The sequence below is a fragment of the Embleya scabrispora DSM 41855 genome (genome assembly GCF_000372745.1).
Taxonomy (GTDB): domain Bacteria; phylum Actinomycetota; class Actinomycetes; order Streptomycetales; family Streptomycetaceae; genus Embleya; species Embleya scabrispora.
Window position 1 is genome coordinate 211,198 of record NZ_KB889596.1, and the last position, 14,243, is coordinate 225,440.

10 protein-coding genes are annotated in these 14,243 nt (G+C 70.2%); 3 read left to right on the forward strand and 7 right to left on the reverse strand.

Going from position 1 to position 14,243, the window contains the following annotated elements; translation table 11 throughout:
- Positions 1 to 106: 106 nt before the first annotated feature.
- Positions 107 to 1,708 (reverse strand): AMP-binding protein, encoded by a 1,602-nt coding sequence (locus A3IC_RS0110555; RefSeq protein ID WP_026218104.1) that lies wholly within the window; start codon positions 1,706 to 1,708, stop codon positions 107 to 109.
- A 205-nt stretch (positions 1,709 to 1,913) separates the two neighbouring features.
- Here A3IC_RS0110555 and A3IC_RS0110560 point away from each other — a divergent pair, with 205 nt between their 5' ends.
- Positions 1,914 to 2,861, forward strand: coding sequence for an ACP S-malonyltransferase (locus A3IC_RS0110560; protein WP_020550028.1), 948 nt, complete (start codon positions 1,914 to 1,916; stop codon positions 2,859 to 2,861).
- Between the two features lie 7 nt (positions 2,862 to 2,868).
- Here A3IC_RS0110560 and A3IC_RS0110565 read toward each other — a convergent pair whose 3' ends face one another.
- Positions 2,869 to 3,090: an acyl carrier protein gene (locus A3IC_RS0110565; RefSeq protein WP_425387324.1), complete on the reverse strand. Its 222-nt coding sequence runs from the start codon at positions 3,088 to 3,090 to the stop codon at positions 2,869 to 2,871.
- Between the two features lie 140 nt (positions 3,091 to 3,230).
- Here A3IC_RS0110565 and A3IC_RS0110570 point away from each other — a divergent pair, with 140 nt between their 5' ends.
- A complete protein-coding gene (locus tag A3IC_RS0110570; protein ID WP_020550030.1) occupies positions 3,231 to 4,781 on the forward strand; it encodes an AMP-binding protein in 1,551 nt (516 codons plus the stop codon).
- A gap of 45 nt (positions 4,782 to 4,826) precedes the next feature.
- Here A3IC_RS0110570 and A3IC_RS0110575 read toward each other — a convergent pair whose 3' ends face one another.
- On the reverse strand, positions 4,827 to 5,600 hold the full coding sequence (locus A3IC_RS0110575; protein WP_040876432.1) for a TetR/AcrR family transcriptional regulator: 774 nt from the start codon (positions 5,598 to 5,600) through the stop codon (positions 4,827 to 4,829).
- Positions 5,601 to 6,189: 589 nt separating this feature from the next.
- Here A3IC_RS0110575 and A3IC_RS0110580 point away from each other — a divergent pair.
- Entirely contained in the window at positions 6,190 to 7,428 is a 1,239-nt protein-coding gene (locus A3IC_RS0110580) for a cytochrome P450 (protein WP_020550032.1), read from the forward strand.
- 157 nt (positions 7,429 to 7,585) lie between these two features.
- On the opposite strand, the gene A3IC_RS0110585 is transcribed toward A3IC_RS0110580, so the two are convergent.
- The 4 genes from A3IC_RS0110585 to A3IC_RS0110600 form a co-directional block, all read right to left on the reverse strand.
- The gene (locus A3IC_RS0110585) at positions 7,586 to 8,452 is read right to left on the reverse strand and encodes a mycofactocin-coupled SDR family oxidoreductase (RefSeq protein ID WP_020550033.1); all 867 of its coding nucleotides are present in this window, start codon (positions 8,450 to 8,452) and stop codon (positions 7,586 to 7,588) included.
- A gap of 194 nt (positions 8,453 to 8,646) precedes the next feature.
- A complete protein-coding gene (locus A3IC_RS0110590) occupies positions 8,647 to 9,081 on the reverse strand; it encodes a cold shock domain-containing protein (RefSeq protein WP_020550034.1) in 435 nt (144 codons plus the stop codon).
- 270 nt (positions 9,082 to 9,351) lie between these two features.
- The gene (locus tag A3IC_RS0110595; protein WP_020550035.1) at positions 9,352 to 10,917 is read right to left on the reverse strand and encodes an MFS transporter; all 1,566 of its coding nucleotides are present in this window, start codon (positions 10,915 to 10,917) and stop codon (positions 9,352 to 9,354) included.
- Between the two features lie 220 nt (positions 10,918 to 11,137).
- Positions 11,138 to 14,209, reverse strand: coding sequence for a KR domain-containing protein (locus tag A3IC_RS0110600; protein ID WP_158695893.1), 3,072 nt, complete (start codon positions 14,207 to 14,209; stop codon positions 11,138 to 11,140).
- Positions 14,210 to 14,243 lie beyond the last annotated feature (34 nt).

The window sequence follows — 14,243 nt, forward strand, 5'->3', positions numbered from 1 at the left end:
CTCCACACCTATTCTGACGGCGGCCGATCCGGTCTGGCGGATCCGGCTCGTCCCGCAGGTCGTTCCAACAAAACCGGGGAATTCGGGCGATCGCGGGGACCGCCGCTCAGAACGGGCCGGCCACCCGGGTCGCGAGATCGGCGCGATCCACTTTTCCGTTCACGGTCAGCGGAATATCGTCGACCGCGACGATGTTTGCCGGGATCATGTAGCCGGGCAGCGTATCCGCACAGAATGCGCGCGCTTTCGCCTTGTCGAAGTCCGCGCCGCCGGGTTCGACGACGACGAACGCGTGCAGCACCGGGTCGTTTCCGGGACGCGGTACCAGCAGCGCGACCGCGGCCGAGATGCCCGGGAATTCCAGCAGCCGGCGTTCCACCTCGCCCGGTTCGACGCGGTTCCCGCGGATCTGGACCTGGGCGTCGACGCGGCCGGCGAAGTACAGTTCGCCGTCCTCACCGCGGTAGGCGAGGTCGCCGCTGCGCAGCACGGTGCGTCCCGAGCGCGGGTCGAGCGGGTCGGACACCAGGACGCGCGCGGTGGCCTCCGGGTCGTCCCAGTAGCCGCTGAACATCGAGGGCGCGCGCAGGTGGATCTGTCCGGCGACGCCGATCTCCTCGACCGGTCGCCCGTGCTCGTCGAGCAGGCTCACGTCGAACCCGGGGAGCGGGAAGCCGATGGACAGCCGCTCCAGGTCGCTCGGGATCGGCCGCGGCACCTCGGTGAACGAGCAGGCCATCGACTCGGTGGCGCCGTATCCGTTGACGATCCGTGCGTGCGGCAGCAACCCCTGTAGGTGCCGTAGTTCCGGCAGCGGGAAGTCCTCGCCCGTGAACAGGATGCCGCGCACCCGGTCGAGACCGGCGAGCAGTTCGGGCTCGTGCCGCAGCACGGGGCGCCAGATCGAGGGGACGCCGTGCACCTGGGTGGCGCCGGTGTCGCCGAGGAACGCCAGGAAGCGCCGCGGCCAGTTCAGTTCCTCGCGCGGTACCGGCACCAGGGCCGCGCCGGTGCCCAGGGCCAGGCCGATGTCGAACAGGGCGAAGTCGAATTGCAGCGGGGAGGTGGTGGCGATCCGGTCCTCGGGGGTGATCAGGCCCTGTTCCAGGATGGCGCGGTAGAGCGAGACGACCGAGCGGTGGCTCATCACCACGCCCTTGGGGCGGCCCGTGGTGCCGGAGGTGAAGATGATGTACGCGGTGTCGGTGCCGACGATCTCGCGGCGGTGTCGCACGCGCGCACGGGGCGCCCGCTCCACCCGCAGCCCGCCGGCGCCGAACCGCGCGGTGCCCACCGTCGCCGGCACGTCCGCCCGGCCGCCGTCCTCGGCCTGCGCGAAGAGCGCGGGCTCGGCGGTGTCCAGGATCGACCGCAGCCGTCCGCTCGGCGTCTCGGGGCTGACCGGGATGAACGGCAGGCCGAGCAGGGAGCAGGCCAGGAGCATCGCCACCGCGTCCGGTGTGACGTTCGCTTCGAGCACGACTCGGTCGTCGACGTCCAGGCCGAGTTCCGCCAGTGCCGCGGCGAAATCGTCGACCCGGGTCCGCAACTCCCGGTAGGAGAGCGTCCGTACCCCGCCTTCGCCGTCGCGGGTCACGAAGGCCGGGGTATCGGGCGCCGAATTCGCCGCCGCGAGCATGAACCAATAAAGGTTGTCCACCGATTCGCGCGCGCGGGCCGCGCGTCGCCCGTTCGAAATCACACGCATTCCTTCCCGACGGCTCGCGCCGCGCGGACTAGGGCTTCCCAGCCCATTTCCTAACACGGCCGGGCGACCGTCGCAAGATTGCCGGACGCGAACTCCCGCAGGTTAGGGGCAGTTAGGGGTACAGCGATATCTGCGGGTCGCACACACTTGTCGAGACACCGTATCCAGCGAACTCGAATTCCGGAATGGATTGGAAAACAGACACATGGGATCTCAGCTCGAAGCCGGTTCCGCGGTCGTGTTTCCCGGCATCAGCCCCTGCCGCTTCGACGACGTGGCGAAGTTCATGCTGATCAATCCCGCCGCTCGCGCCCTGGTGGCCGAGGCGGACGACCGGCTCGGCTACTCGCTGGTCGATAGATATCGCGAAGCCGCCGGTGATTACTCGGAGTTCGCGCGTGTGGCGTTTCTGATCAACTGCCTGGCACCGGCGTACTGGGCCGAGGACGCGCTGGACATGCGGCCGGACGCGATCCTGGGCGCCAGCTTCGGCGGAACACCCGCGGCGGTGTACTCGAGGTCGTTGGACTTCGCCGACGCCGTGTCGCTGACCGCCCGGTGGGGGCACGAGCTGGACACGTACTTCGCCCGGGAGCACGGCGACGTGGTCACCCAGTCGTTCGCCCGGACCCCCGCCGACCGACTGGCCCAGGTACTGGGCGAGTTGGACGAACGGGGCGAGTGGCACGAGATCGCCTGCCACATCGACGAGGAATTCCACATGGTCTCGGTGCGCGAGGCCGGCCTGGAGCGACTGAACGAGCGGGTACGCGCGGTGGGCGGCCTGCCGCTGTCCACCATGCGTCCGCCGATGCACTCGCGCCTGTTCGGCCCGCTGCGCCGGCACATCGAGGAGACCGTGTTCGCGGACCTGCGTTTTCGCGACCCGAAGCTGCCGGTGGTCTCCGACCATGACGGAAGCGTGCTGCGTACCGGCGAGCAGGTCCGCACGCTGCTCCTGGACGGCATCGTCCGGGCGGTCCGCTGGCCGACCGCGGTGGCCACCCTGCGCCGGGCCGGGGTGGTCAAGGCCTACGTGGCCGGGCCGGACAGTCTGTGGGGCCGGGTGCCGTGCACGACCCGAAGCTTCGAGGTCGTCCCGCTCAAGCCGCAGACCGCCATGCGCCCCCGACGCCGGCTCACCGCCGCGTAGCACCCGTTCACGCGGCGGACGTGATCATTCTGGACAGCGTCGCCCACAACGCGTCGGGAGTGGCGAAGTTCTCCATGTTCAGCGCGTCGTCCACGAATCGGGCGCCGTACGCCTGTTCCAGGGCGGCCAACAGCTCGACGGTGCCCATCGAGTCGAGGCCGAGGTCGCGCAGTTCCGACCCGCCGCCGAGCCGCTCGTCCGGCCCGAGGAACGGTACATACCGTCGCACGATAGCTTCGAACTGGTCGTCCCACACGGCGAACCTCCACGTTTCGAGGACTGCTGTCCCGGTGTCTTCCTCGCCGACAACGTAGGTCGGCCCGCGAAGGCGCCCCAACCCGTAACGACCCCTCTTTCCTGGGAGAGACCATGTCCGAAGCACCTGCGCACGCACTGCACGCGCGCTTTCTGCGCGGGCTCGCCATCGCCCCGGAGGGGACCGCGTTCCGGGTCGGCGCCGACGCCGTCGGCTACGCGCGCGCCCACGCGGAGGCGCTGCGGTGGGCGGGGGCGCTGACGGCCGGCACGACGAAGCCACCGGGGGCGGTGGCCGTGTTGGCGAACAAGGGCTTCGAGAGCTATGTGGGGATCCTGGCGGCGCTGTACAGCGGGGCCACGGTGGTGCCGCTGCATCCGGACTTCCCGGCGAGCCGCACCCGGCACATGCTGGCGGCGTCCGGCGCGGGCGCGGTGATCGCCGACGGCGCGGGCCTTGCCGCGCTGGCCGGGGCCGAGTCGGATCTGCCCGTGCTCGCGCCGGCCTGCGCCGACGACGGACGGTCGCGTCGGATCGCGGTGCACGCGCGCGACGCGCTCGACGAACCGGTGTGGGCCGACCCGTCCGATGTCGCGTACACGCTGTTCACGTCCGGCTCCACCGGTCGCCCCAAGGGTGTGCCGATCACCCATGCCGCCCTGCATCACTACTTCGAACTCATGGACCGGCGCTACGACTTCACCGCCGAGGACGTGTTCTCCCAGGCCACCGAGCTGAACTTCGACTGCGCCGCGTTCGACCTGTTCTGCGCGTGGGGCGCGGGCGCGAGCGTGCACGCGGTGCCCGCGCAGGCGTACCTGGACCTGCCCGCGTTCGTGGCCGAGCGGAAAATGACCGTCTGGTTCTCCACCCCCAGCGGCATCGCCATGGTCCGCCGCCTGGGCGGTCTCGCCCCCGGCGCGCTGCCGTCATTGCGCTGGAGCTTCTTCGCGGGCGAGGCGCTGCTGTGCGCAGACACCGCGGACTGGCAGGCCGCCGCCCCGGGTTCGGTGGTGGAGAACCTGTACGGCCCGACCGAGCTGACCATCACCGTCACCGGCCACCGCTGGTCGCCCGAGGTGTCTTTGGGGCTGAGCGTCAACGGCATCGTGCCGATCGGCGCGGTGCACGAGCGGCACGACCACGTGCTGCTCGGCGAGGACGGTGAACCCCGGGAGGCGGAAGGCGAGTTGTGCATCACCGGCCCCCAGGCGACGGCGGGCTACCTGGATCCGGCCGACGACCGGGGGCGCTTCGTCCGCCGCGACGGGCGCACCTGGTATCGGACCGGCGATCGGGTCCGCCGCCTGGCCAACGGGGAGCTCGCCTACCTCGGCCGGCTGGACGCCCAGGTCCAGATCCAGGGGTGGCGGGTGGAACTCGCCGAGGTCGACAACGCCGTCCGGACCTGTCCGGGGGTGGTCGACGCGGCCACCGTGACCAGGCCGAGCGAGTCCGGTCTGGAGCTGGTCGTGTACTACACCGGAGCCCCCACCCCGCCCGCCGTCCTCGCCCGGCACCTGCGCACCACTCTGCCCAGCGGCCTGATTCCCAAGCACTATCACCATCTCGACGCGTTCCCGCTCAACCCCAACCGCAAGGTGGACCGCCGCAGGCTCGCCGAACTGGCCGCCGGCCCGGCACGGGTCGAGGTCGGGTCTTAGGACCGGCCCGGCGAATCCCGATGGAAGCGCGCCGGCGGACAGACCTCAGGCGTTGGCCTCGGCGGCGGCGGCCGCTCGCTCCTTGATCAGTACGCCGATGCCGTCGAGCACACAGCGCAGGCCGAACTCCTCGCCGTCCCCCTCGGCGGGATCGAACGCCCCCGAGGACATCGCCGCGAGCAGCGCCGGGTAGCGGTCGTGGTGCGTGCGCACCAGATCCCCCACGTCCGAGCCCCACTGCTCGGCCATGTCGGAGGTGATCGGCTGCTGCTCCTCCTCCTTGCTGACCGAGCGGTAGATCCAGCTTCGGATCAGGCCGGTCAGGGCGAACACGGCGTCCAGCTTCTCCGCGCCGGTGAGCCCGGTCCCGGACAGCGAGTCGACCGCGGCTTCCAGCCAGCTCAACTGGTTGGGGCCCATCGGGCCGGGGGCGGCGAGCTCGAACATCCACGGGTGTCTGTGGTAGACACCGCGCAGCCTTCGGGCCCACTCCTCCAGCTTGGGCCGCCAGTCGTCGGCGACGTCGTCCAGGCTCGGCGACACGTCGATCGCCGCGTCGATCATGAAGTCGATCAGCTGCGCCTTGCCCGGCAGGTACCGGTACAGCGACATGGTGGTGAAGCCGAACTCGCTGGCGATCCGCTGCATGGAGACGGCGGGCAGCCCCTCGCGGTCGGCGACCTCGATGGCGACCTCGACGATCCGCGCGGTGGACAGCCCGGGCTTGGGACCGCGACTGGGCCGTTCCCGCTCGCCGCCCCACAACATCTCGACGCTCCGTGCTCGCCCCCGTGATCCGCCGTCCTTTCCCGCTGCCATCTCCACTCCCAGCACTCGATCGACCCAACTATTGCGCGCAGCCTAATCATATGCCTCGTTATGCAACAGGGTTACGGCAAAGATCCGCTCATCTCCCCGCCGCAATCCGCGAGCCACCCGCAGGCACCTGGAAGGATAGTCATCCTCATGAACATAAGATTTAGGCTTTCTCGGCCCTTTCACAACTACAGCGGGTAGTGCAGTCCATTCGAAATTGCAATCTCGAACAGGTTCGACGAGACACCGCCCACCTGCGGCGACGGCCGGCGGGCCACACGTTACCGGACAAACCAGCCGGATGATGATCCGCCACGCCACGTCAACGTGCCTGTGCACCACGGGAGTTCCCGAATCCGATTTAGGGGCGGCTAGGGGTACGGGCAGGTCGCGTCGTGGCATAGCGTTTCGCGGGGAATCCGCCGCCCCCGAGGCTCGACCACTATTCGCGCATATGTCGATTTCGCCGGCGCGAGCGGCACATCCCATTGCCCCGGCACACGGGATCACCTTCCCGGCCCGCAGCGGCACTGAACTCGCTCCGTGGGGCTGTTCCCGGCGGAGAATCTTCCCGCCCAGATGGGAGTTCGCGATGACTTTGGATATCACCGTGCAGGAGGCGGAAGCCGCGATCCAGCGACTGGCCACACCGCCGATGATCCCCGATCCGTATCCGCTCTACGACACCATTCGACGGGTCGGGCGGGTATTCGAGAGCACCACCCTGGGCGGCGCCTACGCCGTGACCGGGTACAAGGAGGTGGCCGCGGCCGCCAAGATGGGCGGCATGCGCAATGGCGTGCGCGCCGCGGCGATGCAGCGCCAGGACTGGCAGGAACACGAATCACTGCGGCTGTTCCTGCGCGCCCTGGTCAACCTGGACGCCCCGGAGCACACCGCGCTGCGCGAGGTGGCCGCCGCGATCTTCACGCCCAACGCCATCCGGGCGATGCGCACGTCGATCGAGCAGCTGGCCGACCGGTATCTCGACGACCTGGCCGAGCACGCGAGCGGCGGCAGCGCGGTCGACCTGGTCGAGGTCCTGTCGAGTCCGTTCCCGGTCGCGGTGATCTCCGAGATGCTCGGTGTTCCGGCCAACCAGGGCATGCTCTTCTACAAGCTCGCCAACGACTGGACGCGCGTGTGGGGCGGCGGCAACTACAGCGACGAGGACCTCGCCCAGGCGGACGCCTCGGTCACCGAACTGCGCGGATACTTCGACGAGTTGATCCGCGAGCGGCGATCCGTGCGACGGGAGGACCTGATCTCGGCGCTGGTCGACCAGCACGAGGCCGGACGGCTGGACGACGAGGATCTGATGGCGCTGGCCACGTTCTTGTTCATCTCCGGCTTCGAGACCACCACCAACCTGATCAGCATGGGCCTGTACACGCTGCTGGAGAACCCGGACCAGCTGCGGCTGTGGCGGGAGAACCCGGACATCACCCCGAGCGCGGTCGAGGAACTGCTGCGCCACGGCACGCCGATCTCGGGCACCATCCGGCTCACCGCGGAGCCGATCGAACTGGGCGGCCTGCACATCCCGCCGGGCAAGATGCTGTTCCTGATGACGGCCGGGGCCAACCGCGACCCCGAGCAGTTCCCCGACCCCGACCGACTGGACCTGACCCGCGCCGACGGCGCACACGTCAGCTTCGGTGGCGGCGCGCACTACTGCCTGGGGGCCAACCTCGCGCGCATGGAGGCCCAGGTGGTCTTCCCCGCGCTGCTTCGCCGGTTCCCCACCATCGAGGTCAGCGGCACGCCGGAGTTCCGCACCGCGATCGGCCTGCACGGCTTCGAGCGGCTGCCGGTCGTACTCGGGAAGTGACCCGACCGAAATGATCTCGGGGTCGGCGGGCCCGAAGCACTGCGACGGGCCTGCGACCCCGAGATCATTTTTGCGTGTCGGTCGGGCCCACGCGCGCATGCCGATGGGGCGTGCGCACGGTTCGTCAACCGTGCGCACGCCCCCGGCGGATCGAGGCTCAGCCCCGCGGATCGAACCCGGCACCGAGCTTGGCGATCAGGCCGCCGTCGATCTTGAGCTGCGCGCCGGTGACGTACCGGGATTCGTCCGAGGCGAAGTAGACGACCGCGTGCGAGATGTCGACGGGTTCCAGGTAGGCGATCGGCATGCCGTGCATGGGCCGCATCACCGCTTCGACGTCGGCCAGGGTGGGGGCCTCCAGGTCCGGTCGGAACGTGCGGTAGGCGGCCTCGTTCTGGATCAGCTCGGTGGCCACGTTGGTCGGGTGCACCACGTTCACCCGCCGCCCCGAGGGGGCCAGTTGCACCGAGAGCCACTCGGCGTACTCGGCCAGGATCCGCTTGGAGAAGCTGTAGCCCGCGGCGCCGGGGCCGACACCGGCGTTGCCGTCGTAGCGGGGCATGAGCCCCGACACCGAACCCATCAGGATGATCGACGCGCCCTCGCCCAGGTGCGGCAGCGCCGCGTGCACGGTGTTGAGCGCGCCCACAAGGTTGACGTCGAGGGTCTCGGTGAAGGCGGCGATCGGCAGGTCCACGCCGAGCGGACTGATGCCGGCATTGGGGATCACCACGTCCAGGCGGCCGAGTTCGGCCACGCCCTCGTCGAGCGCCGTCCGCAGCGCCTCGCGGTCGCGTACGTCGGCCCGCTTGGCCACCGCGCGGCGGCCGGTCTTCTCGATCAGGCGAACCGTCTCGTCCAGATCGGAGACGGTCGCCCCCGCGTACTGGGCGGTCGCGGCGTCCGCGCAGACGTCGAGCGCGATGATGTCGGCGCCCTCCTCGGCCAATCGCACGGCGTGGCTGCGTCCGAGCCCGCGGGCCGCGCCGGTGATCGCCACGACTTTGTCCAGTACACGTTGCATTTTGGGGCCTCCGCCGGCTGTTTCGAAAACTGTCCCGGTAAAACCGCCACCCATCCGACGCGCATTGTCGGAAGGAAGTGTCGGCCAGGTCCCTTCCTATCGCCGGACGCCCGTTCGGGGACACCGCGTGTGACCCCTACATTCGGCTTTCCGGCCCTTAATCCGGAACACCACCCGCAGTTACCGCGGGGGTCTCAGGTGAGCACCCAGCCATGGTTTCGGGCGACTTCGCCGAGGCACTCGCGGATCTGTGCGATTTGTTGGGCTGTGGTGGTGGGGGCGCCTTCGATGATCGCCTCGGTCACCTCGTGCATGAACTCGAACGTGGTGACGGTGCGTTCCGTACCCGCGTGCTCGGCCCGGCCCGACCGGGTCCGGGCCGGCGACTTCTCCGGCGTGGGGGCAGCTCTGCCGGCGTTCGGCACCGGGCCTTCGATGGTGCGCACGGCGATGGCGCGCAGCCCACGATCACCGGTGGCGGTGTCGAATTCGACCAGCGTCCCCGGCTTCAGGAACTGCTTGTCGGAGAGGAACTCGTTGGCGTGCATGAACACATCGCTGCCGCCGGTGTGAGGCGTGATGAAACCGTATCCGCGGGCCTCGTCGAAACGAACCAGCCTACCCACCATCACTGCATTGACCCTTCCTCGATCCGTGCCTGTGCGCTGTCGAATTCCGAATCGGCCGAGCCGCCGATGGCCTCACCCGTCGGCGGCTCGCCGGCCACAGCACTCCCAGGCCCTGGCCGGCGGATCCCGGCGGATCGGCCCGCGTCGTCCGGTGCCGTGCCTCGCCGCACCGGAGAAGCAGTCGCACAGTGGTTCTGTTCGGCCGATTCTCCGGTGCGGCGAGGCGCGGTACCAGGCGGCGCGGACCCGCCGAGACTCGCCGGACAGGGGCTAGGCGTGAGCCGCGGAACCGCTTGCTTCGGGCGCGCTCACAGCAGTTTCCTCGTCACCGTGCGCGAAGACCCGGGGCAGACCCCGCAGGGTGATCAGCGTGAAGACGCAGATCACGCTGAGCAGGACGCCGTTGGTCAACAGCGCGTAGTGCATGCCGTCCATGAAGGCGTCCTTGCCGGTCGACACGAGGTCGGCGGCGATCGCGGGCGGCTGGTTGGCGGCCACCTCGATCGCCCCGCCGACCGAGTCCCCGGCGGTGGACGCGTCCTTGGCGCTCAGGCCGCTCGGGAGGTCGACCGTGTGCCGGTAACCGGCGTTCAGGATGGTGCCGATGACGGCCATGCCCATCGCCGCGCCCAGTTCACCGCCGGTGGTGGCGATGCCCGAGGCGATACCCGACTTCTCCTTGGGCGCGCTGTTGATGATGATCTCCACCGTGCAGGCGAAGATGCAGGCCGCCGCCACGCCGTGGACCAGCGTCGGGATCAGCAACGCGGAGTAGCCCGCGTCGACGTCGGTCAACTGGTACAGGAACATCGCCAGCGCCAGCAGGCCCAGGCCGAGGGCCACCACACGCCCCTGACCGAGGCGGGGGATCAACAGGCCGACGAACGGCGCTGCGAACATGCCCATCACAGCCGGTGGCAGCAACGCCAGGGCCGCCTTCATCGGCGACCAGTCGTGCACGAACTGCAGGTACTGGCTCACCAGCAGGAGCGACCCGACGGACGCGAACATGGTGAACGTGTTCGCGGTGAACGCCCCCGAGAAGGCCCGGTTGGAGAACAGCGACACCTCGATGATCGGGTGCTCGACCTGCGTCTGCCGCCAGATGAACAGGGCGAGCGCGATCAGACCGAGGGCTCCCGCGATCAGGATGCGCGGCTCGTCGAGGCCGTCGCGCACCGACTCCTGGATCGCGTAGACGACGCCGAGGATGCCCATCGCCGAGAGCACCACGCTCGGCACGTCGAGCCGGCCGGGCTGCGGATTGCGCGATTCCGGCACCAGGAGCAGACCGCCGAGGAAGACGATCCCCATCAGCGGCAGGTTGATCAGGAAGACCGAACCCCACCAGAAGTTGTCCAGGAGCGGGCCGCCGATGATCGGCCCGAGCGCGGTGCCGCCACTGACCATGCCGGTCCAGATACCGACCGCGATGGTCCGTTCCTTCGGGTCGGCGAACATGCTCCGGATGATCGACAGCGTGGTCGGGTAGATCGTGGCGCCCGCGACACCGAGCAGCGCGCGACCGGCGATCAGCCAGTTGGCGTCCGGCGCCCAGGCGATCAGGGCGGACGCGCCGGCGAAGCCGACCGAACCGAGCACGAGCAGCTTCTTGCGCCCGATCCGGTCCCCGACGACACCCATGGTGATCAGCAGACCGGCCATCGCCAGGCCGTAGATGTCGGCGATCCACAGGATCTGGCTGCCGGTCGGAGTCGGGTCCAGTTCCTTGGTCAGGGACGGGATGGCGAGCTGGAGGACGGTGAGGTCGACGCTGATGACGAGCGCGGCGACGCACAGAACCGCCAGAGCCAGCCATCTGCGCGACGAACTCATTAAGGGTGCGTTGATATGGGTCGCCTGCGACCCATCCGAGGGACTGGTCATGATGGTTCTCCACATGATCTATCGGGCAACTGTATACGCCATAGACGCTTGTGTTTATGTTATACGCAGATGCGGAGAGCGTGTCAACAGCCGGGGAATCCGGTGCCGAAGCGACGACGGGCACCCGCTCGCGGTGAGCGGGTGCCCGGATATCTTGTGGGCCGATGCCTCAGAGGCCGCCGAGTTCGTCGTCCAGGGCCTCGAACAACTCGTCGTCCGTGGCGGCGTGAAAATCCGGTTCCGGTACGGGGTCCGACTCCGCCAGAGCGGCGGCGTCGTGCGCGGCGTGCCACTTGCGCACCAGGGCGTCCAGGCGCGCGGTGACCCGGGGGTGGGCCCCCGCTCCGGCCCCGGCTCCGGCCAGCGCCGCCTCCAGGCGATCGAGCTCGGCGAGCAGCGCTCCGCTCTCGGCTGCGGCGGCGGGGCTGATCAGCCCGTCCAGGTAGTCGGCGACGGCCCGCGAGGTCGGGTGGTCGAAGGCCAGCGTGGTGGAGAGCCGACGACCGGTGACCACCCCCAGGCGGTTGCGCAGCTCCACCGCCGCGAGCGAATCGAACCCCAGCTCCTGGAACGCCCGTTCCGGCTCGACCGTCTCGGCCGAGTCGTGTCCCAGCACGGCGGCGACGTGCGTCCGCACCAGATCCAGGAGCATGCGATCGCGTGCCTCGCCGAACAGTTGGGCCACCCGTCGCTCGAACGCGCCGGCGACCGAGTCACCGTCGGCGCGGACGAGTTGCCGCATCGGGGCGCGGACCAGGCCGCGCAACAACACCGGGATGCCCTCCACTCGGCCCTGCGAGCGCACCACACCGGTGTCCAGTCGGGCCGCGACCACCGACGGCGCGGCGCCGGACAGCGCCTCGTCGAGGCGGGCCAGCCCTTCCGGTACGGACATCGAGTCGAGTCCGTGCCGGCGCAGCCGGGCCCGGTCGACCTCGGCTGCCCGGTCGCGAGCCGCCCACGGCCCGAAGGCCACGGACACCGCCGGCAGCCCCAGGGCCCGCCGGTGCACGGCCAGCGCGTCCAGCGCCGCGTTCGCCGCCGCGTCGGCGGCCTGACCGGCCGGGAACAGCATGCCGACGGCCGACGAGAACAGTACGAACGCGGTCAGGTCGAGGTCGCGGGTCAGGCGGTGCAGATGCCAGGCGACGTCGGCTCGCGAACGCAGGGCCGCGGCGAACCGATCGGAGGCCGACGTGGCGACCATCCCGTCCTCCGCCGCGCCCGCCGTGTGCACCACCGCGGTCAGCGGATGGTCGGTGGGGATGGTGGCCGCCAGCGCGGACAGGGCGTCGAAGTCGGTCAGCGCGCACTCGACGACGCGCACCCGGGGATCGGGCTCGGGTACGTCGGGTCCGGCCGATCCGGCTTCGACCGCCAACAGCACATGTCCGGCGCCGCGTTCCGTCACCAGATGCCGGGCCACCAGCATGCCGAGCGCCCGGTCGTCGGCGGTGACCAGGACCGTCCCCTCGGCATCCCACCTCGGCGCGTCGCCCGCCGAGCCCACGAGCGGAACCCGGGCCAGCCGGGGCACGAACGGCTCGCCCGCGCAAATCGCCGATTCCGGTTCGCCCGACGCCACCGCCGCGGGCAGCGCACGCCGCGACTCGGCCGAGCCGTCCAGGTCGATCAGCACGAACCGGCCGGGGTTCTCCGCCTCCGCCGCCCGTACCAGCCCCCACACCGGGGCATGCCGTGGGTCGGCGCCGGTGGAGACGCCCTCGGTGACGACCACCAGCCGCGCGGCGGCGAACCGGTCCTCGGCCGACCAGAGTTGCACCGCCTGGAGCACCTCGCCGAGGAGCGCACGAGCGTCCGCCATCGGATCGTCGCCGGTGAACACGGGGCAGGTGAACAGCACCAGGTCCGGCACCCGGTCCGGTGATACGGCGGACAGCTCCGGAAGGTCCTGCGGTACGGGATGGCCCGCGTGCTCGGCGAGCGGCGTCCAGGTCATCTGGAAAAGTCCCTCGCGGAACCCACCCGCGTCGACCTCGAGCGCGTCCGGGGAGACGGGCTCCCAGCGCAGCGACGTCACGGTCGCCACCGGCCGGCCGGCCTCGTCCGCCATCGTCACGGTCGTGTCGCCGCCCGTACCCGGAGTCAACCGGACGCGCAGGACGCCGGATCCGGCCGCGTGCAGGCGAACTCCGTTCCACGCGGCGGCAACCAGCGGTGCCTCGGTGCCGAACGCGACCACACCGACGTGCAACGCGGCGTCCAGGAGAGCGGGATGCAGCCCGTACCGACCGGCCTCGGCCTGTGCCGACTCGGGCAACGCGACCTCGGCGAACACTTCGTCTCCGCGCCGCCAGGCCGCCCGAAGGCCCCGATGGGTCGACCCGAGGATGTACCCGCGATCGGTCAACTCCGCGTATATCTCGTCGACTTCGGTCACCGACGCGCCCACGGGCGGCCACGGGTCCGGGTCGGTCGCGGCGGCCGCCTGCGGTGTCCCTCGGTCCAGCAGGCCGCTCGCGTGCCGTGCCCAAGGCGCGTCCGGCTCGGTATCGGAGCGCGAGTGCACGGAGAACGCGCGTCGTCCCGTCTCGTCGGCGCCGCCGACCACCAGGTGCAGCTGTACGGAGTCGTCCTCGGGGAGGATCAGCGGGGTGTCCGGGTTCAGCTCCGCCAGGACGCCGCAGCCGACCTCGTCGCCCGCGCGAATCGCCAGGTCCACCAGGGCCGAGGTGGAGAGCACGACGCGACCCTGCATCCGATGATCGGCCACCCAGGCGTGAGTACGCGCCGACAGCCGAGCCGTGAACGCGACGCCGTCGGACTCCGGCAGCGGCACCATCGCGCCCAGGAGCGGGTGTTCGGGCGAATCCAGGCCCATGGACGCGGGGTCGCCTCCGGTCGGGGCGTCCAACCAGTAGCGCTCTCGCTGGAACGCGTAGGTCGGCAGCGTGACCCGGCGGGCGCCGTGGCCGGCGAAGAACACGTCCCAGTCGACGAGGACGCCGTTCACGTGCAACTCGGCCAGCGCGGAAACCAACGACTCGACCTCGGGACGACCCTTGCGCAACGCCGGCAGCACCACGACATCGTCGTCGCCCACACACCCGCGCACCATCGCCGACAACACGCCGTCCGGGCCGAGTTCCACAAACCGGGAAACCCCGCGCGACCGCAGGAATCCGACCCCGTCCGCGAAGCGCACCGCCTCGCGTACGTGCCGAACCCAGTAGCCGGGTGAACCCAACTCGTCCGCGAGATCACCCGTCACGTTCGACACGACCGGAATCGACGGCGCGGCATACGACAACCCC